Source organism: Rathayibacter sp. PhB127 (assembly GCF_003751665.1).
Lineage (GTDB): Bacteria > Actinomycetota > Actinomycetes > Actinomycetales > Microbacteriaceae > Rathayibacter > Rathayibacter festucae.
This window is the reverse complement of sequence record NZ_RKHW01000002.1, coordinates 408,038-433,999: the sequence shown is the minus strand read 5'-3', so window position 1 is coordinate 433,999 and position 25,962 is coordinate 408,038. Positions and strand designations below refer to the sequence as shown.

Sequence of the window (25,962 nt, the reverse complement as noted above, 5' to 3'; positions counted from 1 at the left end):
CCCACCGCCCCCGCCCGATCGGGCCGTCGTCCGCCGCAGCCTCCCGCCGCTCCGTCGTCGCACACCCACCCGATGCGCACTCCCGCCGTCGGGCTCGGCCCCGACCCTTGCGCGACACCCGGTCGAATTGATTCGATAGTCGGGGAATGAATCCGGTCTCCCGTCGCTTGGCGGTAGAGGCGGTGCCCTTCCGCACGCCCCTCTCCCTCCTCCGCTCTGCGCTCCGCAGGAAGGCTCCGTGACCTCTCTCGCCCCGACCCCCACCGGCTCGATCCCCGTGCACCGGCACGCCGGCGACGCCCTGACCAACCGTCAGCGCCTCGTCTACGTGATCGTCCTCGGCGCGCTCACCGCGCTCGGCCCGTTCACGATCGACCTCTACCTCCCCGCGTTCCCCGCGCTGCAGAGCGAGCTGAACGTGTCGGAGGCGGCGGTGCAGCTGACCCTCACCGGCACGACCCTCGGCTTCGCGCTCGGGCAGCTGGTCGTCGGGCCGTGGAGCGACGTGGTCGGCCGCCGGCTGCCGATCCTGCTCGCGACCTCGCTGCACGTGCTGGCCTGCGTCGGCGCGGCGTTCGCCCCCGAGATCGTCTCGCTCGGCGTCTTCCGCTTCCTGATGGGAGCCGGCGCCGCAGCGGGCGGTGTCGTCGCGATGGCGATGGTCCGCGACCTGTTCGGCGGGCGTCCGCTGGTGAAGATGCTGTCGCGGCTCGCGCTGGTCTCGGGCCTCGCGCCCGTGCTCGCGCCGGTCATCGGCTCGCAGCTGCTGCTGGTGATGGACTGGCGCGGCATCTTCGTCTTCCTGGCCGCCTACGGCCTGCTGGTGATGCTGGCGGTCGCGCTGCTGATCGTCGAGACGCGCCCCCGGGTGGCGCGCGCCGACCGCGACTCCCGCTCGCTCGTGCAGCGCTACCGCGCCGTGCTCTCCGACCGGGTCTTCGTCGGCGTCGCGATCATCGGCGGCATGACCTTCGGCGGTCTGTTCACCTACCTCTCCAGCTCGTCGTTCCTCTTCCAGGGGCTCTACGGGCTGGACGCTCAGCAGTACGGGCTGCTCTTCGCGGTGAACTCGCTCGGCGTGGTCTCGGGCGTCCAGGCGTCCTCGTACCTCAGCCGCCGCGGCGTCGGCCCGCAGTGGATCCTCGCGATCACCACGGTCACGCTCTTCGTCACCGCCGGGCTGATCGCGCTCTTCGACGGCCTGGGCTTCGGCATCTGGGGCACCCTCGTGCCGCTCTGGTTCTTCATCGCCTCCTGCGGCTTCAGCTTCCCCTGCGTGCAGGTGCTCGGCCTGGTCAACCACGGCCGCGAGGCGGGCACCGCCGCGTCGCTGCTCGGCGCCGTGAACTTCGGCACCGCCGGCATCCTCTCGCCGATCTCCGGCCTCTTCGGCGCCGAGTCGGCCGTGCCGATGGCCGGCGTGATGATGGCCACCGCCGCCGTGTCGATCCTGGCGCTCTGGCTCGTCGTCCGCCCCCGCACGGTCCCGGCCCTGCAGGACTGACCCGCCGAGCCGGACCTCCGGCTCGCGGAACCGGCCCCGGCTCGCCGGATCCTCGGATTCGGGCGTGCCGGAGCGCGTTCCGCGTGCCGGAGATGCCACCGCATGACCTCCGGCTCGCGGAATCGACTCCGGCTCGCGGAAACGCCCTCTTCCGACGTGCCGGACGCGTTCTGGCGAGCCGGAGGTGCCCGCGGATGACCTGGGGCTCGTGGAATCGATTCCGGCTCGTAGAAACGCACCGATTCGACCTGCCGGACGCGTTTCAGCGTGCCGGAGGTGTCCGCGGCTGATCTCCGGCTCGTCGTCCCGGCTTCGGCTCGCGGAAACGCGCCGCTTCCACGTGCCGAACGTGGTTCCGCGAGCCGAACGCGTCCGCTCGGGATCTCCGGCTCGTGGAATCGGCTCCGGCTCGCGGAAGCGCACCGATCCGACGTGTTGGAGACGATTCCGCGTGCCGGAAGTGCTCGCGGCTGATCTCCGGCTCGTCGCTCCAGCTCCGGCTCGCTGGAACACACCGCTTCCACGTGCCCGACGCGATTCCGCGAGCCGGACATCACCGCCCCGCCCGCAAGCCCCAGCGCGCGAACGGCCGGCGACGGCATCATGTCCGGATGGATCCTCGCCACGACCCCCTGAAGACCGAGCCCGGCGTCGCGCAGCCCGATGCCGTGCAGCGTGAGCGCCTGCACCAGCGGGCCCCCTCGGACGACGTCGTCTCGAAGGTCCTCACCACGGAGGCCGCCCGGCACGTCTCGCGCCGCTGGCCGCTGATCTCCGCCTCGATCGCGCTGGCCGTGACGATCGTCCTCGCCGTGATCATCGCGTTCCGCCCCACCAGCGCGTTCTCGTTCGACGTCGAGTGGATGGACGAGGTCGTCGAGCACCGCTCGCCAGCCTGGGACGTCCCGGCGCTCATCATGAACACCGTCGGCGCCGGCATCGTCGGCACGGCGATCATCCCGGTCGCGATCATCATCGTGCTGCTGGTCTTCCGTCGGCGCTGGGCCGCCCTCTACTACGCGCTCGCCGCCCTCGTCAGCGTCGGCGCCACCCAGCTCGTGAAGGAGCTGGTCGGCCGCGCCCGCCCCGAGGACATGCTGGTCACCAGCGACTACGGCTCCTTCCCCTCCGGCCACACCGCGAACGCCTCGACCACCGCGATGGTGCTCGCCCTGGTCTTCCCGCTGCTCTGGGTCTGGATCGCCGGCTTCCTCTACACCGTCGCGATGATGGCCAGCCGCACCTACCTCGGCGCGCACTGGCTCACCGACACGATCGGCGGCCTCCTCCTCGGCCTCGCCGTCGCCCTGATCGTCTGGGCCCCCCTGGCCGGCCGCCTCCGCACCGAGTCCGAGCTCCCGCACCCGCCGATCTGGATACGCACCACGCACTGATCCCCGCCGCGAGATGCCACTTATGCGCGCGACACGCCGTGAAAAGTGCTCATAAGTGGCATCTCGCGGAGGGGGTCAGAACGCGCGCAGGCCGTCCAGCTCGTTGAAGGTGTAGACGTGCAGGCCGGCGAGGCGGTCGCCCGCGGCGGCTTCGAGCCGGCCGACGAACGCGGCGGGGTCGAAGCGGCGGCCGCGCAGCAGCCCGCCCGCGACCGACGAGCTCCGCTGGAGGAAGCCGAGCGACGACCCGACGCCGATCCGTGCGCCGAGCGAGAGCAGCCGTGCCCGCTCGACCGGCCCCGGCACTCCGGCCCACAGCTCCGCGTCGATCCCGTCCGCCCGCAGCCCGTCGGCGTAGCGGACCACCGCGTCCACGTCGAAGCACATCTGCGTGACGATCCCGCGGAGGTACGGCGCCCGCTCGCGCAGGTGCTTCGCGATGCTCTCGTCCGAGAGGTGCGGGTGCCCCTCGGGGTAGCCGGCGATGTCGACGGCCAGCTCGGGCCGCAGCTCGCGGGCGTCGCGGATGAGCTCGAGCGAGGTGGAGTAGCTGCCGGCGGCGCTCCTCGCATCGCCCGACACGACGAACGCCTCGTCGATCCCCGCGTCCCGCATCCGCCCGAGTGCGCGCTCCAGCGCCTCGCGACCCTCCACGTTCCGCGCCGCGAGGTGCGGCACGACCCGGAAGCCCCGGCCGGCCAGCTCCACCGCGGCGTCGATCGTCCGCGCCGTCCCGTGCTTCGGCAGGCTCGTCACGGTGAGCGTCACCGCGGCCGGATCGGGGAACGCCCGCTCCGCCTTCTCGCCGATGCCGTCCGACGGGATGATCTCGAAGCGCGCCCTGGTCACCCGCCCAGCCTCGCACGCGCCGGTGTCGGAGGGTCGCCCTACCCTGGAGGCGGTCGTCACCCGGCGGCCCGGGAGGGAGCCGTGTGTATCTCGAGGACGACCGCAGCGGAGGAGTCCGCCTCGTCACGAGCCCGACCGACCTCTCCTCCTGGTCGGCCTGCGAGTGGGCGGTGCTCCGGCGGCTCGACGCGACCCTCGGCCGCGCGCCCCGCGTCGTCGTCGAGGAGGACGCGATGCTGCAGCGCACCGCCGTGCTCGGCGACGCGCACGAGGTCGCCTTCCTCGCCAAGCTGAAGCGCACCCACGAGGTCCTCGAGTTCGCCCGCCCCGAGCGCGCGGACTACGCGAGGGCCGCCGACGAGGCCGTCGAGGCGATGCGCGCGGGCGTCGACGTGCTCTACCAGGCCACCTTCTACGACGGCACCTTCATCGGCTTCTCCGACTTCCTGCTCCGCACCGCGGACGGGGCCTACGAGGTCTACGACACCAAGCTCGCCCGGCACGCAAAGATCCCGGCGCTGCTGCAGCTCGCCGCGTACGCGGAGCAGATGGCGGCGCGGGGGATCCGTGTCGGCGAGAAGGTCCACCTCGTCCTCGGCGACGGCACGACCACCAGCCACGACCTCGCGACGATCGCCCCCGTGCAGCGGGCGCAGCGCGCCCGGCTGCGCGCCGTCCTGGAGGAGCACCTCGCCGCGACCGAGCCGGTGGCCTGGGGCGACCCGCGCGTCACCGCCTGCGGCCGCTGCGGCCTCTGCGCCCCCGAGGTGCAGGCCCACCGGGACCCGATCCTGGTCGCGGGCATGCGCCTCGACCAGCGCGCGAAGCTCGCCGCCGCCGGCATCACCACCCTCGACGCGCTCGCGGTGAGCGAGGGGCCGGTCCCCGGGATGAGCGCCGGCGCCGCGGAGACGCTGCGCGCCCAGGCCCGCCTGCAACTCGCCACCGAGGCCTCGGCCGACCACGTGCCTGTCGTCGAGGTCGTCGACGCCTCCGTGCTGACCGCCCTGCCCGCCCCCGACCCGGGCGATCTCTTCTTCGACTTCGAGGGCGACCCGCTGCACGCGGAGGACGGCCAGTGGGGCCTCGACTACCTCTTCGGCATGGTCGACCAGGACGAGGTCTTCACCGCGCTCTGGGCGCACGATCTGGCGGCCGAGCGCCGCGCCCTCGTCGACTTCCTCGCCCTCCTCCGCGAGCGGCGGGCGCGCTTCCCGCGGATGCACGTCTACCACTACGCCTCCTACGAGCGCAGCCATCTGCTCTCGCTCGCGCAGCGGCACGGCACGGGGGAGGAGGAGGTCGACGCGCTCCTGCGCGACGGCGTCCTCGTCGACCTCTACCCCGTCGTCCGCCGGGCGCTGCGCGTCGGCTCGCGCAGCTACTCGATCAAGAAGCTCGAGCCGCTCTACATGGGGGAGGAAGGGCGCGACGCCGAGGGAGTGACGAACGCGGCGGACAGCATCACCGAATACGTCGAGGCGCGGGCGCTGCTGCAGTCGGCCGATCGGGACGCCGCGTCGGCCGACGAGGACCCCGAGAGGGCCGAGGCCGACCGCCGCGAGGGCGAGCGCCGCCTCGCCGAGATCGGCGAGTACAACGCCTACGACTGCCGCTCCACTCTGCGCCTGCGCGACTGGCTGCGCTCGCTCGTCCCCGCCCGCGAGGAGGAGCCGCTCCCGCTCGTCGACGTCGATCTGCCCGTCCCGCGCGAGCCCGACCCGGTCGCCGTCGCCCTCCTCGCCGAGGTCGAGGGGATCGAGCCGCGCGAGCGCACCCCCGACCAGACCGCCCTCGCCCTCGCCGGCGCGGCGATCGACTACCACCGCCGCGAGGCGAAGACCTTCTGGCAGGAGCACTTCGACCGCCTGCGCCAGCCGCTCGACGACTGGGCCGACGCCCGCGACGTGGTCGTCGTCGAGCGGGTCGAGGTCGTCCGCGACTGGTCGACGCCGGCGCGGGCGCGCACCCTCTCCCGCGAGCTGCGGATCCTCGGCCGCCTCGCCCCGGGCAGCCGGCTCAGCATCGGCGCGAAGCCGTTCCTCGTCTACGACTCCCCGGCGCCGCCCGGGGCGCCCTCGCCCGGTCCGGGGATGCGCGGCGCCTCCGACCGCGCCGAGATTCTCGCCGCGTCCGACGACGGCGAGCGGATCGTCCTGCTGCTCAAGGAGGGCCTGCGGACGGGGGAGGACCCGCACGACGACGCCCCGATCGCCCTGGCGCCGGCGCCGCCGCCCCGGGCCGCGCCGCAGCCCGAGGCGATCGCGGAGTGGGGCGGCCAGGTGCTCGACGCCCTGCCCGCGCTGCTCGCCGACCCCGCCCTCGACGTGCTCCGGCGCGTGCCCCCGGCCGTCGTCGCGCCGGTCGAGGGCGACGACGTCATCGCCGCCGTCGTCGAGACCCTGCTCGGCCTCGAGCGCGCCACGCTCGCCGTCCAGGGCCCGCCCGGCACCGGTAAGACCTATGTCGGCTCGCACGTCATCGCCCGGCTCGTCACCGAGCACGGCTGGCGGGTCGGCGTCGTCGGGCAGTCCCACTCCGTCGTCGAGAACGTCCTGACCGCGGTCGTCGCGAAGGGCGTCGACCGCGCCCGGGTCGCGAAGGTGCCCAAGGCCGGCAGCTCCGCGGAGGCCCTCGCCGCCGTCGCCTGGACGCCGGTGAAGAACGGCGCCGCCCTCGCCGCGCTCGCCGAGGGCGGCGGCTGCGTCGTCGGCGGCACCGCCTGGACCTTCGCCAACGCGGGCAGCGTCCCGCGCCGCTCGCTCGACCTGCTGGTGATCGACGAGGCCGGCCAGTTCTCGCTCGCGCCGACCATCGCCTCCGCGATCGCCGCCGAGCGCGTGCTCCTCCTCGGCGACCCGCAGCAGCTCCCGCAGGTCAGTCAGGGCTCGCACCCCGAGCCGGTCGACGAGTCGGCGCTCGGCTGGCTCGCCGACGGCCACGACGTCCTGCCGCCCGCCTACGGCTACTTCCTCGCGCAGACCTACCGGATGCACCCCGCGCTCGCCGCCGCCGTGTCCGAGCTCTCCTACGAGGGCGCCCTCTCCTCCCGCGCCCCGGAGGTGCGCCGGCTCGACGGCGTCAGGCCCGGACTGCACGCGGTCCCGGTCGTGCACGCCGGCGACACCACCTCCTCCCCGGACGAGGCGCGCCGGGTCGTCGAGATCGCCCTCTCGATGGTCGGCCGCGCCTGGACCGACGAGCACGGCGAGCGCTCGCTCAGCGCCGCGGACGTCATCGTCGTCGCCCCGTACAACGCGCAGGGCGCGCTCCTCCGCGACGCCCTCGACGCGGCCGGGCTCGAGGAGACGCTGGTCGGCACGGTCGACCTCTTCCAGGGCCGGGAGGCGGTCGTCGCGATCGTGTCGCTCGCCGCCTCCTCCGGCGCCGACGTCCCGCGCGGCCTCGAGTTCCTGCTGCTGCCCAACCGGTTGAACGTCGCGATCTCGCGGGCGAAGTGGGCCGCCTACCTCGTGCACTCGCCGGCGCTCGCCGCCTCGCCGCCCACCTCGATGGCGGCGCTCGAGCGGCTCTCGCGCTTCATCCGCCTCCTCGAGATCGCGGAGGAGACGGCGCAGGAGTGACGGATTCCGTCGTGCAGATCCGCTCCACCTCCCGATTCCCGCGGTCCCGACCTTGAACCACGAGCGATTCCGTCGCTACGGTGGCTGCATGAGAATCCTCCTGGTCGGCGCCGGCGGCGTCGGCGACGCCTTCGCGAAGATCGCCGCTCGCCGCTCCTTCTTCGAGCAGATCATCGTCTGCGACTACGAGCTCGCCCGGGCCGAGCGGACCGTCGCCTGGATCCTCGAGCGGCACGGCGCCGACGGCGTCGAGAACCGCTTCGTCGCCGCGCGCATCGACGCCTCCGACGCCGAGAACGTCGAGACCGTCGCCCGCGCGCACGGCGCCACCCACGTGATGAACGCGGTCGAGCCGTCCTTCGTGCCGACGATCTTCGCGGGCGCCCTCGCCGCCGGCGCCGACTACGTCGACATGGCGATGAGCCTCTCCCGGCCGCACCCCGAGGAGCCGCACGCGAAGACCGGCCTGAAGCTCGGCGATGAGCAGTTCGCCGCCGCCCCCACGTGGGAATCCGCCGGCCGTCTCGCCCTGGTCGGCATGGGCGTCGAGCCCGGTCTCTCCGACGTCTTCGCCCGCTACGCCGCCGACCACCTGTTCGACGAGATCGACGAGTTGGGCGTCCGCGACGGCGCGAACCTCGTCGTCCGCGACGACTCCGGCGCCGAGATCTTCGCGCCCTCCTTCTCGATCTGGACGACCATCGAGGAGTGCCTGAACCCGCCGGTGATCTTCGAGAAGGACCGCGGCTGGTTCACGACGCCGCCGTTCTCCGAGCCGGAGGTGTTCGAGTTCCCCGAGGGGATCGGCCCCGTCGAGTGCGTCAACGTCGAGCACGAGGAGGTGCTGCTGATGCCGCGCTGGCTCGATGCGAAGCGGGTCACCTTCAAGTACGGCCTCGGCGCCGAGTTCATCGGCGTCCTCCGCACGCTCAACCTGCTCGGACTCGACCGCACCGAGCCGGTCCGGGTCCGCTCCGCCGACGGGCCGGTGCTGGTCTCGCCGCGCGACGTGGTCGCCGCGGGCCTGCCCGACCCGGCGAGCATCGGCCCGCGGATGACCGGCAAGACCTGCGCGGGCCTCTGGGTCTCCGGCGCCAAGGACGGCGAGCACCGCGAGGTGTACCTGTACCACGTCAGCGACAACGAGTGGACGATGGCCGAGTACGGCACCCAGTGCGTCGTCTGGCAGACCGCGCTCAACCCGGTGATCGCCCTCGAGCTGCTCGCGACGGGCGCCTGGTCCGGCTCCGGCGTACTCGGGCCGGAGGCGTTCGACGCCGAGCCGTTCCTCGAGCTGATGGCCCGCCCGCTCGACGAGGGCGGCTACGGCCAGCCGTGGCACGTCCGCGAGGACTGAGCGGGAGCGCGGTCGGCCGGGGCCGGGCGGGACGCCGGTCGATGCGGAGTGCGCGCGGATCCGGCCGGGCCGGGCCGGGCTCCGCCGGCGCCGCGACCCTAGGCTGAGGCCATGAGCAACGACGACGGGCTCGCCTCGGCGAGGGACGACGCACGCACGGCCCTCGAGGCCGCCCGACGACTGCAGGCCGAGGCTGCCGAGGCGCTGGCCCGCGCCGAGGCTGCTGCCGCGGCCCTCGAGGCGGTCGCCGGTCCGGAGGAGGCGGCCGCGCTCGTCGACGACGTGCGGCTGGTCGACGGCGGGCCGGGGGAGGGGCCCGCGCCCGCCGCAGTGCCCGCACCGGCCGAGGCGTCCGCGCCCGCTGCGGCACCTGCTCCCGAACCTGCTGCGGCATGCGCACCCGTACCGTCCGCCGCCCCCACGCCCGGACCGCTCGCCGAGTCCGCCGTCGACGTCGTCCGCGCCGGCTACGCCTTCACCGGCCCCGCCCTCGAGATCGGCGCCCTCGTCAACGGCGACGCCCGCGCCGACGTCCCCGTCCGCATCCCGCTCGGGATGCTCAACCGCCACGGCCTCGTCGTCGGCGCGACCGGCACCGGCAAGACCAAGACGCTCCAGGTCCTCGCCGAGCAGCTCTCCGCGCACGGCGTCCCCGTCTTCGCCGCCGACATCAAGGGCGACCTGTCCGGACTCGCGACCGCCGGCACCGCCGACGAGAAGCTGCTCGCCCGCACCCGCACCATCGGCCAGGACTGGACCCCCGAGGCCGCCCCCGCCGAGTACTTCGCGCTCGGCGGCGTCGGCACCGGCGTCCCGGTCCGCGCGACGGTCACCGGCTTCGGCGCCCTGCTGCTGGCGAAGGTCCTCGGCCTCAACCACACCCAGGAGTCGAGCCTCGGCCTGGTCTTCCACTACGCCGAGAGCGCCGGCCTGCCGCTCGTCGACCTCTCCGACCTGCGCGCCGTGCTCACCTACCTCGTCGGCGACGAGGGCAAGGCCGAGCTGGCCGAGCTCGGCGGGCTGTCCAAGGCCACTGCCGGCGTCATCCTGCGCGAGCTGATCGCCTTCGCCGACCAGGGCGCCGACGTCTTCTTCGGCGAGCCCGAGATCGACACGGCCGAGTTCCTGCGCCTCGCGCCCGACGGCCGCGGCGTGGTCAGCCTGCTCGAGGTCCCCGGAGTCGCGGACAAGCCCGCGCTGTTCTCGACGTTCCTGATGTGGCTGCTCGCCGACCTCTTCAACGACCTGCCCGAGGTCGGCGACCTCGACCGGCCCAAGCTGGTCTTCTTCTTCGACGAGGCGCACCTGCTCTTCCGCGACGCCTCGAAGGACTTCCTCGCCGCCATCACGCAGACCGTGCGGCTGATCCGCTCGAAGGGCGTCGGCATCGTCTTCGTGACGCAGACCCCGAAGGACGTGCCGAGCGACGTGCTCGCGCAGCTCGGCTCGCGGATCCAGCACCAGCTGCGCGCGCACACCCCCGACGACGCGAAGGCCCTGCGCGCCACGGTCTCGACCTACCCCGAGAGCGACTACGACCTCGGCGAGGTGCTGCAGGCGCTGCCGATCGGCGAGGCGATCGTGACGGTGATGAACGAGCGCGGCGCGCCGACCCCGGTCGCCTGGACCCGGCTCCGGGCACCGCGCGGCTCGATGGCGCCGACCCCCGAGGCCGAGCGGGAGGCGAGCGTCCAGCGCTCCCCGCTGCTCGCCCGCTACGGCACCCCGCTCGACCGCGACTCGGCTCGCGAGATCCTCACGCGCCGCCTCGACGCGGCCGCCGACGCCGAGGAGGCCTGCGCCGCCGCCGAGGAGCAGGCGGAGGAGGAGGCCCGCCGCGCGAAGGAGCAGGCCGCGGAGGCCGCCCGCAGCGCCAAGGAGCAGGCCGCCGACGACGCCCGCCGCGCCAAGGAGGACGCCCGCGCCGCCGCCCAGCGGGCCAAGGATCGCGCCGCCGCCGAGCGCCGCGCCGACCAGGCGGCCGAGCGCTCCCGCCGCCGCACCGCGCCCACCACCCGCTCCCGCTCCACCCGCCGCGACAAGACCGTCGTCGAGGAGGTCCTCGGCTCCTCGGTCGGGAAGACCTTGTTGCGCGAGGTCGTCCGAGGCATCTTCGGCACGGCCCGCCGCGGCCGCTGACACCACCGTCTGCGGCGTTGTCGTCAGTCGCGATACCGCCGGTATCGCTCCTTCCTCCGCCTTGCAGCCGGCGGCGTCAGCGCCCGCGGCCTGCGGGCGCTGACGGGGCGATCTGCGGCGTTGTCGTCGGGCCCGATACCGCCGGTATCGCTTCCTCCTCCGCCTTACAGCTCACCCCGTCAGCGCCCGCGGTGACTGCTGGGCCCTGCTGATATCTGCGGCGTTGTCGTCGGGCCCGATACCGCCGGTATCGCTTCCTCCTCCGCCTTGCAGCTCACCCCGTCAGCGCCCGCGGTGACTGCTGGGCCCTGCTGATATCTGCGGCGCGCGCCCCCTTCATGCTGATCGAGTAGCCCGCGCAGCGGGCGTATCGAGATCCACGTCACCAGCACTCCCGGTGCACGGCCGCTAACGCCGTCGTGTTAGCGTCGTTACTCGTGACCGAGAGCCCGACGACCCGCGACCGCATCCTCAGCGCGACGGCGGCGCTGCTCGCGGAGGGCGGCCGCGACGCCGTCTCGACGCGGGCGATCAGCTCGGCGGCCGGCGTCCAGGCGCCCACCATCTACCGCACCTTCGGCGACCTCCGCGGCCTGCTCGACTCCGTCGCCGCCGCGGGATTCGCCTCCGCCCAGGCCGAGTTCGACGCCGTCGACGCACCCGCCGACCCCGTCGACGCCCTCCGCGCCGCCTGGGACCACCACATCGCCTTCGGCCTCGCCGAGCCGCACCTCTACGCCCTGATGTTCACCGGGCGACCGGGGGAGGAGTCGGAGGCGGCCCGTCTCGCCCGCGGCGTCCTCGCCGCCCACGTCCGCGCCGTCGCGGAGGCCGGCCGCCTGACCGTCGAGGTCGAGCACGCCGCGCGCCTCCTGCAGTCCGCAGCCCTCGGCTGCACCCTCACCCTCGCGTCCACGCCGGACGACGAGCTCTCCGCCCGCTCCCGCGAGGCCGTCCTCGCCGCGATCACCACGGCGGAGGCGGGCCCGACCGACCCCGCCGCCCGCGCCTTCGCCGCCCACGCGGTCGCCCTGCGCACCGCGCTGCCCGGCGTCGCGGGCCTGACCGCCGCCGAGTCCGCCCTCCTCGACGAGTGGCTCCTGCGCCTCACCCGCTGACCAGCGCGCCGACTCGCCCGAGAAGGCTCGTTCTCCACCCCGGGAACGAGCCTTCTCGGGCGACTCGAAAGCCGTCTCGGGCGACTCGGCGGGGGAGGCGCGGTGCGCCGTCAAGCAGAGAACGGCGCCGCAGCTGGCGAGAGCGTGCGGCGCCGTTCGGCGGAGGATGGGGGATTCGAACCCCCGAGGGCTTGCACCCAACACGCTTTCCAAGCGTGCGCCATAGGCCACTAGGCGAATCCTCCTGGCGCGACCGTGGCCGCGACTCATCGATACTAGCCGGTGCCGGCGCCCTCCGCTGACCACGGCACCGCGACGGCCGTGCCCGCACCCCGCCGGCGTCGGTTAGACTGTCTCCCGGCTCCCCGCGTGGCGCCATCCAGGCCAACTCCCCCAGGGCGGAAACGCAGCAAGGGTAACCGGGCTCTGGCGGGTGCGCGGGGGGTCTTTCCTCTTAAGCGGCGCGAGCGCCTGTGCGCCGCCCACGGGGCGCCGCCGCCCTGCGGGCGCCCGGCTCCGGAACGCCGCAGGCTCATGGCTGCGCCGCACCGGCCCCCGCCGCCCTGCGCCCGGCCCCTGCATGCTGCGGGCCCGCTGCGACGTCACGAGTCCGTGGCGCCTGAGTCGGCCCGCCTCTCCTCCACAGCCCGCGGCTCCTGCACGCTCTCCCATCCGGGGCACCCGCCCAGCCTCCGTAGGGTGCCCGTCGCTAGGCTTGCGCCGATGGTTCAGAGCATCTACATCTCGTCCGCCGAAGGTCATTCGGGCAAGTCCACGGTCGCCCTCGGCGTCCTCGACCTGCTCAGCAGTCAGGTGCAGCGGGTCGGCGTCTTCCGCCCGATCGCCCGCTCCACCTCCGAGCGCGACTACGTGCTCGAGATGCTGCTCGGCCACTCCGACTCGGGTCTCGCCTACGACGACTGCATCGGCGTCACCTACGAGGACGTGCACGCCGACGGCGAGGCCGCCCTCTCCCGCATCGTCGAGCGCTACAAGGCCGTCGAGGCGCAGTGCGACACCGTCGTGATCCTCGGCTCCGACTACACCGACGTCGGCAGCCCGACGGAGCTCGGCTACAACGCGCGCATCGCGGCGAACCTCGGCGCTCCCGTCCTCCTCGTCCTCACAGGTCGCGACCCGTCCCGGAGCGAGCAGCTCGGCCAGGCACCCGCCCGCACGCCCGACGAGATGCGGCAGATCACCGAGCTCGCCGCGGTCGAGCTGCGCACCGCGCACGCGAGCCTCATCGGCGTCGTCGCCAACCGCGCCGATCCGGGCACCTCGGAGCAGGCCGTCGCCGCGATCCGCGAGGCCCTGCCCTCCGGCGCTCCGGTCTGGGCGATCCACGAGGACCCGTCCCTGGTCGCCCCGAGTGTCTCCCGCATCATCGACGCCGTGGACGGCGTCTTCGTCGCGGGCGACCCGGAGCTGCTCGGCCGCGAGGCCCTCGGCGTGGTCGTCGCCGGCATGTCGATGGTCAACGTGCTGCCGCGCCTGATGGAGGGCGGTGTCGTCATCGTCCCCGGCGACCGGCCCGAGGTCGTGCTCGCCGTGATCATGGCGCACGCCTCCGGCAACTTCCCGACGGTCTCCGCGATCATCCTCAACGGCGGCTTCGAGCTGCAGGAGCCGATCGTGCGCCTCATCGAGGGCGTCGACAACCGCCTGCCGATCGTGATGACCGAGCTCGGCACCTACGACACCGCGGTGCGCGTCACCGCCGCACGCGGCCGCCTCGCCGCCGACTCGCCGCGCAAGCGCGATACCTCCCTCGCCCTGTTCGCCGAGGCGATCGACCCGGTCGAGCTGCTCACCCTCCTCGACGTCGGCCGCTCCGAGGTCGTCACCCCGCTGATGTTCGAGTACGGCCTGATCGAGCGCGCCCGCATCGCCGACCGGCACATCGTGCTGCCCGAGGGCGGCGACGACCGCATCCTCCGCGCCGCCGCGACCGTGCTCAAGCGCGGCATCGCCCGCCTCACGATCCTCGGCGAGGAGGTCGAGGTCCGCTCCCGCGCCGCGAGCCTGGGCCTGGACATCGACGGCGCCCGCGTCCTCAGCGTCCTCGACCCGGAGCACCGCAACCGCTTCGCCGAGGAGTACGCCCGCATCCGCGCGCACAAGGGCATCACCTTCGACCACGCCTACGACACCGTCACCGACGTCTCCTACTTCGGCACGATGATGGTGCAGCTCGGCCTCGCCGACGGCATGGTCTCGGGAGCCGCGCACACCACCGCGCACACCATCCGCCCCGGCTTCGAGATCATCAAGACGAGCCCCGGCGTCTCCGTCGTCTCGAGCGTGTTCCTGATGGCGCTGGCCGACCGCGTCCTCGTCTACGGCGACTGCGCCGTGAACCCCGACCCGACCGAGGCGCAGCTGGCCGACATCGCGATCTCCTCCGCCGAGACGGCGCAGCAGTTCGGCATCGACCCGCGGATCGCGATGCTCTCCTACTCCACCGGCGAGAGCGGAGCGGGCGCCGACGTCGAGAAGGTCCGCGCCGCCACCGCGCTCGTCCGCGAGCGCCGCCCCGACCTGCTCGTCGAGGGCCCGATCCAGTACGACGCCGCCGCGGACGCGGCCGTCGCCGCCTCGAAGATGCCCGGCTCGCAGGTCGCCGGCCGCGCGACGGTGTTCATCTTCCCCGACCTCAACACGGGCAACAACACCTACAAGGCCGTGCAGCGCTCGGCCGGCGCCGTCGCGATCGGTCCTGTCCTGCAGGGCCTGCGGAAGCCGGTCAACGACCTCTCCCGCGGCGCCCTCGTGCAGGACATCGTCAACACCGTCGCGATCACCGCGATCCAGGCGGCGACCCAGGCCATCGTCCCGCCGACCTCCGCCATCCCCGTCGTGCGCTGAGGGCCACCCGCCCGAGCGCCCCGTCCGACCCCGAACCCCCAGGAGTCCCACCGTGTCCGTCGTCCTCGTCGTCAACAGCGGCTCGTCGTCCTTCAAGTACCAGCTCATCGAGATGACGACGGAGGAGACGCTCGCCAGCGGCCTCGTCGAGCGGATCGGCGAGGAGACCGGCCGCACCAAGCACAGCCACGACGGCGACACGGTCGAGTTCGAGACGCCGATCCCGGACCACACGGCCGGCTTCGACGCGATGATCCGCGCCTTCGCCGAGCACGGCCCGAGCCTCGACGAGTTCCCGCCGATCGCCGTCGGCCACCGCGTCGTGCACGGCGGCAAGCGCTTCTACGAGCCGACCGTCGTCACCGACCTCGTGAAGATCAACATCGAGGACCTCAGCGACCTCGCCCCGCTGCACAACCCCGCCAACCTCGAGGGCATCGAGGCCGCGCAGAAGGCGTTCCCGGACGTCCCGCACGTCGCCGTCTTCGACACCGCGTTCCACCACACCATCCCCGCGGCGGCCTCCACCTACGCGATCCCCGCCGAGCTCGCCGACAAGCACCGCATCCGCCGCTACGGCTTCCACGGCACCTCGCACAAGTTCGTCTCCGAGGCGGCCGCCGCGTTCCTCGGCCGCCGCCGCTCCGACCTCAAGACGATCGTCCTGCACCTCGGCAACGGCGCCTCCGCCTGCGCGATCGACGGCGGCGCCTCCGTCGAGACCTCGATGGGCATGACCCCGCTCGAGGGCCTCGTGATGGGCACCCGCTCCGGCGACCTCGACCCCGCCGTCGTCTTCCACCTCGCCCGCAAGGCCGGCCTCTCCACCGACGAGCTCGACACCGTGCTCAACCGCCGCAGCGGACTCCTCGGCCTCTCCGGCCGCGGCGACATGCGCGACGTGCAGGACGCGGCCGAAGCCGGCGACGAGACCGCCATCGCCGCACTCGAGGTCTACTACCACCGCCTCCGCCACTACGTCGGCGCCTACTACGCCCAGCTGGGCCGGGTCGACGCCATCGTCTTCACCGCCGGAGTCGGCGAGAACGTCCCCGCCGTCCGCGCCGGCGCCCTCCGCGGCCTCGAGGGCCTCGGCATCGAGCTCGACCCCGAGCGCAACACCGCCCGCGACCGCAGCCCCCGCCGCATCTCCACCGACGACTCCCGCGTCGCCGTCCTCGTCATCCCCACCAACGAGGAGCTGGAGATCGCTCGGCAGTCCTTGTCGGTCGTCTAGCAGCTTCGCTGCTAGACGATTCGCGGTCGGCTTGCACAGGTGGGAGCGTTCTGTGGAGCGGGTCGCGTCGGGCTGCCCTGAATCGCTGGCACGCGATTCCGGGTCGCGGCCCTCTGCCCTGCCCGTGCAAGCCCGGTGCGGCCGACGTCCTCGGTGGTCGCGTGAGCAACGGTGGGGCAGCGCTATCGCGCGAGCTGCTTCCGGCGACGGTGAACGTGCGAGCAGTGGAAGGGCCGCGCTGACGCGCGAGCTGCTTCCGGGGACTTCGCTGGTGGGCCTGCGAGCAGCGGTGGGGCCGCGCTGCGCGCGAGCTGCTGCCTTCCGCGGTCGCTGCCCCTGCATGCTGGTCGAGGAGCCGCGGGACGCGGCGTATCGAGACCCCGCGTCAGTCGGCGAGGCGGGCGTCGCCCGCGTAGACGTTGAAGCCGGCGCCGCGGCTGAAGCCGATGAGGGTGAGACCCGCGTCGCGGGCGAGGTCGACGGCGAGCGAGGACGGGGCGCCGACCGCCGCGAGGAGGGGGATGCCCGCCATCACGGCCTTCTGGACGAGTTCGAACGAGGCGCGGCCCGACACCTGCAGCAGCGTGCCGCGCAACGGCAGCCGTCCCTCGCGCAGGCCCCAGCCGACGACCTTGTCGACCGCGTTGTGCCGCCCCACGTCCTCCCGCAGGGCCAGCAGCGAGCCGTCGGCGTCGAAGAGGCCGGCCGCGTGCAGGCCGCCGGTCCGCTCGAACACGGCCTGCGCCTCCCGCAGCCGGTCCGGCAGTGACACGAGCAGCTCGGTCGACACCCGCAGCGGATCCTCCGCCACGCTCCACGCCGACTCCGTCGCGACCGCCTCGAGCGACGCCAGCCCGCACACCCCGCACGAGCTCGACGTGTACACCGAGCGCTCGCGGTCGAGCAGGATCTCCGCGCGGCCCCCGCGCACCGTCGCGTCGATCACGTTGTAGGTGTTCTCGCTCGGCCCCGCACCGCTCGCGCAGTAGCGCATCGCCGCGAGCTGCTCCGTCGAGGTGAGCACCCCCTCCGACACCAGGAAGCCGGCGACCAGGTCGAAGTCCTCCCCGGGCGTGCGCATGGTGACGCTGAAGCGCCGCCCACCCACGCGGATCTCGAGCGGCTCCTCGACGGCCAGCACGTCCTCGCGGCGGCGGGTCGGCTCCCCGGCGCGGACGGCGATCAGGCGGGTCCGGGCGACGGCACGGCTCATGGGGTCCTCCTCGACGCGGCTGGCGCACCGCCCGCGACCTGAGAGCCCGGACGGCCGGCGCTCATCCTCCCACCCGCTCCCCGACGTAGCATGCAGGAATGGTCGATGACGCCGAAGCCCGCGAGAACCCGATCGACGAGAGCGCCGTCACGGTCGGCGCCCCGAAGAGGCGGGCCGTCGGCATCCCCGGCGTCGCGCACGCGCTGCAGATCTCGCTCAAGCAGATGGGTCCGCTGCGCAGCGCCGAGACGCTCCTCCGGGTGAACCAGAAGACCGGCTTCGACTGCCCCGGCTGCGCGTGGCCCGAGGCCGACAAGCGGCACGTCGCGGAGTTCTGCGAGAACGGCGCGAAGGCGGTCGCCGAGGAGGCGACGCTGCGCACCGTCACGGCCGACTTCTTCGCCGCGCACTCGATGACCGAGCTCGAGGGCTGGGACGACTACCAGCTCGGCCAGCAGGGCCGCCTCACGGAGCCGATGCTCCTGGACGAGGGCGCGACGCACTACCGCCCGGTCGGCTGGGACGAGGCGCTCGACGTCGTCGCGGACGAGCTGCGCGCCTGCGCCGATCCCGACCAGGCGATCTTCTACACCTCGGGCCGCACCTCCAACGAGGCCGCGTTCGTCTACCAGCTGCTGGTGCGCGGCTTCGGCACCAACAATCTGCCGGACTGCTCGAACATGTGCCACGAGTCCAGCGGGTCCGCGCTGACCGAGACGATCGGCATCGGCAAGGGCTCGGTCAGCCTCCGCGACGTCGAGCGGGCGCCGCTGCTGATCGTCGCCGGCCAGAACCCGGGCACCAACCACCCGCGGATGCTCACCGCGCTCGAGCGGGCGAAGCGCGCGGGCGGCACGATCGTCGCGATCAACCCGCTGCCCGAGGCGGGCCTGCTGCGCTTCGAGAACCCGCAGACCGTGCGCGGCATGATCGGCGGCGGCACGGCGCTCGCCGACCACTTCCTCCAGGTGCGGCTGGGCGGCGACCAGGCGCTCTTCCAGGGCTTCGGCAAGGCGCTCCTCGACGCGGAGGAGGCGCGCGGCGGGGTCTTCGACCGCGCCTTCATCGCCGAGAGCACCGACGGCCTCGAGGGCTACCTCGACGAGATCCGCGGCACCGAGTGGTCCGAGATCGAGCGGGCGAGCGGGATCGACGAGGCCCGCATCCGCGAGATCGCCGAGCAGATCGCGGCGAGCGAGGGCACCATCGTCTGCTGGGCGATGGGCCTCACGCAGCACGCGCACTCCGTCGCGACCCTCAAGGACGTCGTGAACGTCCTGCTGCTGACCGGCAACATCGGCAAGCCGGGCGCGGGCGTCTGCCCGGTGCGCGGCCACTCGAACGTGCAGGGCGACCGCACGATGGGGATCTTCGAGCGGATGCCCGACTCCTTCCACGACGCGCTCGACCGCGAGTTCTCCTTCACCTCGCCGCGCGAGCACGGCACCGACACGGTCGCCGCGATCCGGGCGATGCGCGACGGGAAGGCCCGCGTCTTCATGGGCCTCGGCGGCAACTTCGCCCGGGCGACCCCGGACACCGCCGTGACCGAGGCCGCGATGCGCTCGCTCGCCCTCACGGTGCACGTCTCGACCAAGCTCAACCGCTCGCACGTCGTCACCGGCCGCCGCGCGCTGATCCTGCCGACCCTCGGCCGCACCGACTCCGACAAGCGCGCCACGGGGGAGCAGCGGGTCACCGTCGAGGACTCGATGAGCGCCGTGCACGCCTCCCGCGGGCGGCTCGCGCCGCCGAGTCCGGTCCTGCAGTCCGAGGTCGCCATCCTCACCGGCATCGCGGAGCGCCTGCTCGCCGATCGCCCGAACACGCCGGTCGTCGACTGGGCGGCGCTGCGCGAGGACTACCGCCTGATCCGCCGGCACATCGCCGCCGTCGTCCCCGGCTTCGAGGACTTCGAGCGCCGCGTGAACGAGCCGGGCGGCTTCGTGCTGCCCAACCCGCCGCGCGACGAGCGCCGCTTCGCCACCGCGACCGGCCTCGCCCGCTTCACCGCGAACCCGCTGCAGTACCCGAAGGTCCCGGAGGGGCGCCTGCTGCTGCAGACGCTGCGCTCGCACGACCAGTTCAACACCACGATCTACGGCAAGGACGACCGCTACCGCGGCATCCACGGCGGCCGTCGCGTCGTCTTCGTGCACGCCGACGACATCGCCGAGCAGGGCCTCGCCGACGGCGCGATGGTCGATCTGGTCTCGGAGTGGGAGGACGGCCTCGAGCGCCGGGCCCCGTCCTTCCGCGTCGTCGCGTACGACACTCCGCGCGGCTGCATCGCGGCCTACTACCCCGAGACGAACGTGCTCGTCCCGCTCGACTCCACCGCGGCCGTCAGCGGCACCCCCACCTCGAAGTCCGTCGTCGTCCGCCTGGAGCCGGCCGCCTGAGTGGCCGGCCGCTCATGCTGCGCGAGCGGCTGCGCTGCATGCTGGTCGAGTAGCCGCGCAGCGGCGTATCGAGACCCGCCCTTCCTAACGTTGGTGGATCTCGATACGCCCGCTGCGCGGGCTACTCGATCAGCATGAAGGCGGGCCACTCGCTACGGCCGCTGCGGAACTTGCTGGTCGAGTAGCCGCGGAGCGGTGTATCGAGACCCACCCCCGTCAGCCCTCGGGTCGTCGGAGTCCGCCCGCGCTCACCACGGCAGCCGCAGCAGCCGCACCCTCTCGCCGGCCCCGGCACCGCCCGCCGGAACGACGGCGACAGCCTCCGCCACCGTCAGCCCCGAGAGCATGTGCGAGCGGATCCCGTGCACCGCCCGCCAGACGCCGTCCGCCTCGACGACCGGCACGAGCACGGTCGACCCGTCGCGCCCCAGCGGCTCGCCCAGCACGCCCTGACGCAGCACCGGCGCGGCGGCCCCGCTCGCCGCATCGAGCGCCGGCGGCAGGAACGACAGCGCCGCGAGGAAGGCCGCGAGCGGGTTCCCGGGCAGCGCCAGCACCACCGCGCCCCCGGGCAGCGACGCGATCACCGTCGGATGCCCCGGCCGCATCGCGACCCCGTCGACGACGAGGGTCGCTTCCGCGATCCGGAGCGCCCGCCGCACCGCGTCCACCCGCGACCGCCCGGTCCCGCCCGTCGTGATCTGCAGCGGAGCCGTGCTCGCGAGCAGCGCTGCGGCGATCGCCTCATCGTCGTCGCCGAGCCGCCGCACCGATCCCACCGCACCCCCGCCGCGCGCGACGAGCGGCGGCAGCAGCGGCGTGAACGCGTCCCGGACGCGGCCAGCCCCCGGCATCCCCGCGGTGTCGACCTCGTCCCCGGTGAAGAGCAGATCGACCGTCACCGGCCGCCGCACGACGAGCTCGTCGAAGCCCGCGATCGCGAGCAGCGCCAGGTGCGCCGGCCGCAGCCGCACGCCGGAGTCGACGAGCGCGGTTCCGGCCGGGGCCTCGTCGCCCGCGCTGCGGATGTGCCGTCCGAGCGGCACCGGGTGCTCCGAGGAGAGCACGTCCCCGATCACCCGGCCGCGCTCGCTCGGAAGGACGCTCTCGCACCACTCCGGCACGACCCCGCCGGTGACGATCGGCTCGGCGCTGCCCGGTCCGAGGCGCCAGGGCGACGCCCCGCGGACGGCCCAGCCGTCCATCGCCGAGGAGTCGTAATGGGGGAGCGGTCGCGGTGCGAGCACGGAGCCCGCCGTGACGCAGCCCTCCGCCTCGAGCAGCGGGACCGTCGCGAGCGGCCCGGGAGCGGTCGCCGCGGCGATCCGCGCGCGAGCGCCGTCCCAGTCGATGTCGCTCATCCGTCCATTCTGGTCGCGCCCGCGGTGGGCCGGCGACGGCACCGGATCCGCGGACCCGGCGCCGTCGCGGTCACGGGCTCAGCCGAGGTACCCGTTCGGGTTCAGCACGAACTTCTTCGCGGCGCCCTTGTCGAAGTCGGCGTAGCCCTGCGGCGCCTCGTCCAGCGAGATGGCCGTGGCTTGCACCGCCTTCGCGATCTGCACCTTGTCGTGCAGGATCGCCATCATCAGCGAGCGGTTGTACTTCATCACCGGGCACTGGCCGGTCGTGAAGGACAGCGACTTCGCCCAGCCCAGCCCGAGGCGGATCGAGAGCGAGCCCTCCTGCGCGGCCTCGTCCACGCCGCCCGGGTCACCGGTGACGTAGAGCCCCGGGATGCCGAGCGCGCCGCCCGCCGCGGTGATCGACATCAGCGAGTTCAGCACGGTGGCCGGCGCCTCGGTGCCGGAGTCGGCCCCGTTGCCGTGCGCCTCGAAGCCCACGGCGTCCACGCCGCAGTCGACCTCCGGCACGCCGAGGATCTGCTCGATCTGCCCGGCCGGGTCGCCCTTGGAGACGTCGACGGTCTCGCAGCCGAACGAGCGCGCCTGCGCGAGCCGCTCCTCGTTGAGGTCCGCGACGATCACGACGGCCGCGCCGAGCAGCTGCGCACCGACGGCCGCGGCGAGTCCGACCGGGCCCGCCCCGGCGACGTAGACCGTCGAGCCGACGCCGACGCCCGCGGTGACCGCGCCGTGGAAGCCGGTCGGGAAGATGTCCGAGAGCATCGTGAGGTCGAGGATCTTCTCCAGCGCCTGGTCGCGGTCGGGGAAGACGAGCAGGTTCCAGTCCGCGTAGGGGACCATCACGTACTCGGCCTGGCCGCCGACCCAGCCGCCCATGTCGACGTAGCCGTAGGCGCTGCCCGGGCGGTCCGGGTTCACGTTCAGGCAGATGCCGGTCTTGCGCTCCTTGCAGTTGCGGCAGCGGCCGCAGGCGATGTTGAACGGCACCGAGACGATGTCGCCGACCTTGACGAACTCGACGTCCGGCCCCACCTCGACGACCTCGCCCGTGATCTCGTGCCCGAGGACCAGATCGGCGGGAGCGGTGGTGCGCCCGCGGACCATGTGCTGGTCCGAGCCGCAGATGTTGGTCGAGACGGTGCGGAGGATCGCGCCGTGCGGCAGCTTCCTGCCGATGTTCGCCGGGTTCACGCCCGGCCCGTCCTTCAGCTCGAAGGTCGGGTAGTCGATGTCGATGACCTCGACGACGCCGGGGCTCTTGTAGGCGACTGCTCTGTTGCCTGACATGCGGTTCTCCTTCACGGGATGCGACCGCGGTGCGTGAGCGCCCGCGGGAGCCGCGCCGCAGTCGTCCGGAGAAGGTCCGCGGCGTCGGGGCTCGAGCGAAACGTACGCCCGAAGCCTGGTGCCGGATCGGGGTGGAGGGAGTAGCGTCTCAGGATTCGTGCGTACGCATGCGGATCGCCTCGAGCGACGTCTGCACCGCCGCGTCGAGCGCCTCTCGGTCGCCGCCCTGCAGTCCCGCGGCGTAGCCGGCGAGGAACGTTGTCAGCGGAGCGGCCGGCCGCACCACGCCGTGCGCCGCGTCGCCGGCCAGGGAGAGCAGGGCGTCGCGCTCGACCGGAACATCGGCGAGGCCGAGGGCGGCGCTCAGCTCGTCCCACCAGGCGGCGAGCAGTGCGGCGGTGTCCTCGCGGGCGTCCGGGGCGGAGGAAGGGGTCGCGTTCGTGTCGTGGGTCACGCGTTCAGTCTGCGCCCGGTTCGGATCCTGCGCCCGGCGCGCTCTCCGCGCCCGGCACGGCGATGCCGTGGCGGCGGGCGTCGGCGCGGTCGTCGACGTCCGCGGTCGATCCGGCCGGCACCTCGACGAGCCGCACGGCCAGCCCCGCCAGGAGCGCGCGGACGGAGGCGCCGTCGACCGCGGGGAGCCCAGTCACGGCGGCGGTCAGTGCGGCTCGGCGGTGCAGACCGAGGAGGAGCTGCGCGCGTCCGTCCCCGTCGACGGCGAGCAGGGCGTCGGTCGCGGGATCGGCGGAGGCGGCGTCCGCCAGCAGTCGGTCGAGCGCGGGGGCCGGATCGACCAGGTCGGCCGCGAGCACGGCGATCCAGTCGGCCGCGTCGTCCCGCGCGAGCAGGGGCAGCGCCGCCGCGAGACCGGCGACCGGTCCGCCGAACGCAGGCCGCTCCTGGACGAGGAGCGCCGCTCCTATCCCGCCGCGGAGCTCCGGCGGTCCCGCGACCACGACGCGCCGGGCGCCGGCGACAGCGGTCAGCGCGTGCGCGAGAAGCGTCGAGCCGTCGTGCTCGAGCAGCGGCTTGGCCGCGCCGCCGAGGCGCTCGCCGCGTCCGCCGGCGAGGACGACGGCGTCGAACGGGGGAGTGCTGGGGCGGCCGGTCACGGCCTCGAGGCTACGGGAGGCGGCGGCTCCGGCGACCCGCGTCCGGTGTCGGAGGTCGCGGCTACTCTTGTCGGGTGGTAGCAGCCCTGTATCGCCGGTACCGGCCGGAGACGTTCGCCGAGATGATCGGCCAGTCCCAGGTGACCGATCCGCTCATGACGGCGCTACGCACCAATCGCGTCAATCACGCGTACCTCTTCAGCGGTCCGCGCGGCTGCGGCAAGACCACCTCGGCGCGCATCCTCGCCCGCTGCCTCAACTGCGCCCAGGGCCCGACGGACACTCCGTGCGGCGTCTGCGACAGCTGCGTCGAGCTCAGCCGCGACGGCCAGGGCTCGCTCGACGTGGTCGAGATCGACGCCGCGAGTCACAACGGTGTCGACGACGCGCGCGACCTGCGCGAGCGGGCGATCTTCGCCCCGGCCCGCGACCGCTTCAAGATCTTCATCCTCGACGAGGCGCACATGGTGACGCCGCAGGGCTTCAACGCGCTGCTCAAGATCGTCGAGGAGCCGCCGGAGCACGTGAAGTTCATCTTCGCGACGACCGAGCCCGACAAGGTCATCGGCACGATCCGCTCGCGCACGCACCACTACCCGTTCCGGCTCGTCCCGCCCGCGCAGATGCTCGACTACACGCAGGAGCTCTGCGAGCGCGAGAAGGTGAGTGTCGCCGCGGGCGTGCTCCCGCTGGTCGTGCGGGCCGGCGGCGGCTCGGTCCGCGACACCCTCTCCCTCCTCGACCAGCTGATGGCCGGCTCCGAGGACGAGACGGTCGAGTACGAGCGCGCGGTCGCCCTGCTCGGCTACACCCACGGCGCGCTGCTCGACGAGGTCGTCGACGCGCTCGCCGAGCACGACTCCGCCGAGGCGTTCGGCGCCGTCGACCGGGTCATCCAGACCGGTCAGGACCCGCGCCGCTTCGTCGAGGACCTGCTCGAGAAGCTCCGCGACCTCATCGTCGTCGCCGCTACCGGAGGCGCGGCCTCCGCGGTCCTGCGCGGCGTGTCCCAGGACGAGCTCGACCGGATGGCCGGCCAGTCGCGCGCGCTCGGCCTCGGCGAGCTCTCCCGCATCGCCGACATCGTGAACGACGCGCTCACCGAGATGACGGGCGCGACCTCGCCGCGGCTGCACCTCGAGCTGATGATCGCGCGCACGCTGGTGCACGGCTCCGGCGCGGCGGCCGCCCCGGCGTCCGTCGTGGTGCCGGCGCCGTCGCAGGCCGCCCCGGCGCCGATGCGGCCGTCCGCCGACCCGCGTGCCCCGGAGTCGCGCGCGCCCGAGTCCCGTGCCGCTTCCTCCCGCGCACCCGAGACCCGCGCACCCGAGTCGCGCATGCCCGAGCCGCACCTCCCCTCGCACGCCGCGACGCCGGAGTCGGTGCCGGAGTCGATCGCGGCGGCCCCACGCGTCGAGGCCCCGGTCGTCTCCGCGGCGTCCGCCGATGCAGGCTCCGGCGCGGCCTCGCGGTCATCCGCGCCCGACGCCGTCCCGGGTGCCGCCGCCGACTCGACCCCGGCCGACTCGACTCCCGCCGACTCGACTCCCGCCGACTCGAGGCAGGCCGACGCCGCGACTCCGAGCCCGGCCGCGCCCGCTCCGGCGCCCCACCCCTCCGCGGCGGACGAGCCCGGCGGCGTCACCCTGCAGCGGATGAAGGACAGCTGGCCCGAGATCCTCGAGGTCGTGCAGAAGGCCCGGATGACGGCCTGGCTCGTCGCCTACACCGCACAGGTGCGGGCGCTGAAGGACGACGTCCTCACGCTCTCCTTCCCGAGCCAGAACGACGTCGACTCGTTCAAGATGGCCGGCAGCGCCGGCCAGCCCGGCGTCAGCGAGCACCTGCGCCAGGCGATCCAGCAGGTCCTCGGCCTCCGGGTCAAGTACATCGCCCGTGTCGAGCCCCGCGCGACCGCGCCCGAGGCCGAGCGCGCCGCCGTCGAGGCGACCCCGACGCCCGCCGCCGAGCAGTCCGCCGCGCAGCAGCCCGCGGCATCGACCGCCCCCAGCGACCCCGACGAGTGGGCGACGGTCGCCATCCCGGCCGACCCGGCCCCCGCCGAGGTCGCCGCCGAGCCCGCGGTCGAGACGGTCGTCGCTCCCGAGCCGACCGACGTGCCGGTCCTCGCCCCGTCGCCGCGCTCCGCCCCGGTCGTCCCCGCGGAGGAGCCCCCGGTCCGCCCGGCCGCCGCGTCGGCCGGCCCCTCGGACGACGAGCCGCCGTTCGACGAGGAGCCGCCCGAGGAGGACATGCCGCCGGTCGAGCCGCCGATGCCCGACTCCTGGGCGACCGTCGCGCCCCCCGGCGAGCCGTCCGCGCCCCCGGCGCCCGTCGCTCCCGCGCCCGTCCGTGCCCGCGAGCGGCCCGAGCCGGCGCCCCGCCCGGTGACCCGCACCACCCGCTCGGCCACGGCCGACGGCCGCCAGCGCTACGGCGAGGCGGTGGTGCGCGAGATCCTCGGCGCCCAGTTCATCGAGGAGCAGCCGCACGTCCCGCGCGGTCCGCGGGTGACCGGCGCATGACCCTCG

The 25,962-nt window shown here is 73.9% G+C and carries 16 protein-coding genes, 1 tRNA gene and 1 other RNA gene; 11 read left to right on the top strand and 7 right to left on the bottom strand.

Translation table 11 applies throughout. The features are described from left to right. Window positions 1-238: 238 nt before the first annotated feature. Both EDF22_RS12450 and EDF22_RS12445 read left to right on the top strand, forming a co-directional pair. Window positions 239-1,504, top strand: coding sequence for a multidrug effflux MFS transporter (locus tag EDF22_RS12450; protein ID WP_185038898.1), 1,266 nt, complete (start codon window positions 239-241; stop codon window positions 1,502-1,504). 611 nt (window positions 1,505-2,115) lie between these two features. Beyond that, window positions 2,116-2,898, top strand: a complete 783-nt coding sequence (locus tag EDF22_RS12445) for a phosphatase PAP2 family protein (RefSeq protein ID WP_123705227.1) — start codon at window positions 2,116-2,118, stop codon at window positions 2,896-2,898. A 75-nt stretch (window positions 2,899-2,973) separates the two neighbouring features. Here the strand turns inward: EDF22_RS12445 and EDF22_RS12440 are convergent, their stop codons facing one another. After that, entirely contained in the window at window positions 2,974-3,747 is a 774-nt protein-coding gene (locus tag EDF22_RS12440; RefSeq protein WP_185038896.1) for a methylenetetrahydrofolate reductase, read from the bottom strand. Between the two features lie 83 nt (window positions 3,748-3,830). Between EDF22_RS12440 and EDF22_RS12435 the strand changes: the two genes are divergently transcribed. The 4 genes from EDF22_RS12435 (at window position 3,831) to EDF22_RS12420 (ending at window position 11,945) form a co-directional block, all read left to right on the top strand. Beyond that, window positions 3,831-7,331, top strand: a complete 3,501-nt coding sequence (locus EDF22_RS12435) for a bifunctional RecB family nuclease/DEAD/DEAH box helicase (RefSeq protein WP_123705225.1) — start codon at window positions 3,831-3,833, stop codon at window positions 7,329-7,331. Between the two features lie 88 nt (window positions 7,332-7,419). After that, window positions 7,420-8,688 (top strand): saccharopine dehydrogenase family protein, encoded by a 1,269-nt coding sequence (locus tag EDF22_RS12430; protein WP_123705224.1) that lies wholly within the window; start codon window positions 7,420-7,422, stop codon window positions 8,686-8,688. A 111-nt stretch (window positions 8,689-8,799) separates the two neighbouring features. Continuing rightward, on the top strand, window positions 8,800-10,827 hold the full coding sequence (locus tag EDF22_RS12425; RefSeq protein ID WP_123705223.1) for a helicase HerA-like domain-containing protein: 2,028 nt from the start codon (window positions 8,800-8,802) through the stop codon (window positions 10,825-10,827). A 437-nt stretch (window positions 10,828-11,264) separates the two neighbouring features. Further along, entirely contained in the window at window positions 11,265-11,945 is a 681-nt protein-coding gene (locus EDF22_RS12420) for a TetR/AcrR family transcriptional regulator (protein ID WP_123705222.1), read from the top strand. 160 nt (window positions 11,946-12,105) lie between these two features. Here EDF22_RS12420 and EDF22_RS12415 read toward each other — a convergent pair. Then, a tRNA-Ser gene (locus EDF22_RS12415) sits at window positions 12,106-12,190 on the bottom strand. Window positions 12,191-12,301: 111 nt separating this feature from the next. On the opposite strand from EDF22_RS12415, the gene ffs reads away from it, so the two are divergent. The 3 genes from ffs to EDF22_RS12400 all read left to right on the top strand — a co-directional run bounded on the left by ffs (window position 12,302) and on the right by EDF22_RS12400 (window position 16,050). Then, window positions 12,302-12,398, top strand: an RNA gene (gene ffs, locus EDF22_RS12410) — signal recognition particle sRNA small type. A 270-nt stretch (window positions 12,399-12,668) separates the two neighbouring features. Next, window positions 12,669-14,813, top strand: a complete 2,145-nt coding sequence (gene pta / locus EDF22_RS12405) for a phosphate acetyltransferase (protein WP_123447710.1) — start codon at window positions 12,669-12,671, stop codon at window positions 14,811-14,813. A gap of 52 nt (window positions 14,814-14,865) precedes the next feature. Next, window positions 14,866-16,050, top strand: a complete 1,185-nt coding sequence (locus EDF22_RS12400) for an acetate/propionate family kinase (protein ID WP_123705221.1) — start codon at window positions 14,866-14,868, stop codon at window positions 16,048-16,050. 385 nt (window positions 16,051-16,435) lie between these two features. Here the strand turns inward: EDF22_RS12400 and fdhD are convergent, their stop codons facing one another. Beyond that, a complete protein-coding gene (gene fdhD / locus EDF22_RS12395) occupies window positions 16,436-17,263 on the bottom strand; it encodes a formate dehydrogenase accessory sulfurtransferase FdhD (RefSeq protein WP_123705220.1) in 828 nt (275 codons plus the stop codon). 98 nt (window positions 17,264-17,361) lie between these two features. Here fdhD and EDF22_RS12390 point away from each other — a divergent pair, with 98 nt between their 5' ends. Then, window positions 17,362-19,665, top strand: coding sequence for an FdhF/YdeP family oxidoreductase (locus tag EDF22_RS12390; protein WP_123705219.1), 2,304 nt, complete (start codon window positions 17,362-17,364; stop codon window positions 19,663-19,665). A 248-nt stretch (window positions 19,666-19,913) separates the two neighbouring features. Here EDF22_RS12390 and EDF22_RS12385 read toward each other — a convergent pair whose 3' ends face one another. From EDF22_RS12385 to EDF22_RS12370, 4 genes are all read right to left on the bottom strand, one after another. Continuing rightward, on the bottom strand, window positions 19,914-21,026 hold the full coding sequence (locus tag EDF22_RS12385) for a molybdopterin molybdotransferase MoeA (protein ID WP_123705218.1): 1,113 nt from the start codon (window positions 21,024-21,026) through the stop codon (window positions 19,914-19,916). Window positions 21,027-21,104: 78 nt separating this feature from the next. After that, the gene (gene fdhA / locus EDF22_RS12380) at window positions 21,105-22,319 is read right to left on the bottom strand and encodes a formaldehyde dehydrogenase, glutathione-independent (RefSeq protein ID WP_123705217.1); all 1,215 of its coding nucleotides are present in this window, start codon (window positions 22,317-22,319) and stop codon (window positions 21,105-21,107) included. A 148-nt stretch (window positions 22,320-22,467) separates the two neighbouring features. Next, window positions 22,468-22,773 (bottom strand): DUF6457 domain-containing protein, encoded by a 306-nt coding sequence (locus EDF22_RS20840; protein ID WP_185038894.1) that lies wholly within the window; start codon window positions 22,771-22,773, stop codon window positions 22,468-22,470. 4 nt (window positions 22,774-22,777) lie between these two features. After that, the gene (locus tag EDF22_RS12370; protein WP_123705216.1) at window positions 22,778-23,431 is read right to left on the bottom strand and encodes a molybdenum cofactor guanylyltransferase; all 654 of its coding nucleotides are present in this window, start codon (window positions 23,429-23,431) and stop codon (window positions 22,778-22,780) included. 74 nt (window positions 23,432-23,505) lie between these two features. Here EDF22_RS12370 and EDF22_RS12365 point away from each other — a divergent pair, with 74 nt between their 5' ends. After that, window positions 23,506-25,956, top strand: a complete 2,451-nt coding sequence (locus tag EDF22_RS12365) for a DNA polymerase III subunit gamma and tau (protein WP_123705215.1) — start codon at window positions 23,506-23,508, stop codon at window positions 25,954-25,956. Window positions 25,957-25,962: the final 6 nt, after the last annotated feature.

Excerpts from the sequence above, each read along its gene's own strand:
- EDF22_RS12385 (WP_123705218.1), bottom strand. The coding sequence starts at position 21,026 with ATGAGCGACATCGACTGGGACGGCGCTCGCGCGCGGATCGCCGCGGCG.
- fdhD (WP_123705220.1), bottom strand. The coding sequence starts at position 17,263 with ATGAGCCGTGCCGTCGCCCGGACCCGCCTGATCGCCGTCCGCGCCGGG.
- EDF22_RS12425 (WP_123705223.1), top strand. The coding sequence starts at position 8,800 with ATGAGCAACGACGACGGGCTCGCCTCGGCGAGGGACGACGCACGCACG.
- pta (WP_123447710.1), top strand. The coding sequence starts at position 12,669 with ATGGTTCAGAGCATCTACATCTCGTCCGCCGAAGGTCATTCGGGCAAG.
- EDF22_RS12445 (WP_123705227.1), top strand. The coding sequence starts at position 2,116 with ATGGATCCTCGCCACGACCCCCTGAAGACCGAGCCCGGCGTCGCGCAG.
- EDF22_RS12390 (WP_123705219.1), top strand. The coding sequence starts at position 17,362 with ATGGTCGATGACGCCGAAGCCCGCGAGAACCCGATCGACGAGAGCGCC.
- EDF22_RS12430 (WP_123705224.1), top strand. The coding sequence starts at position 7,420 with ATGAGAATCCTCCTGGTCGGCGCCGGCGGCGTCGGCGACGCCTTCGCG.
- fdhA (WP_123705217.1), bottom strand. The coding sequence starts at position 22,319 with ATGTCAGGCAACAGAGCAGTCGCCTACAAGAGCCCCGGCGTCGTCGAG.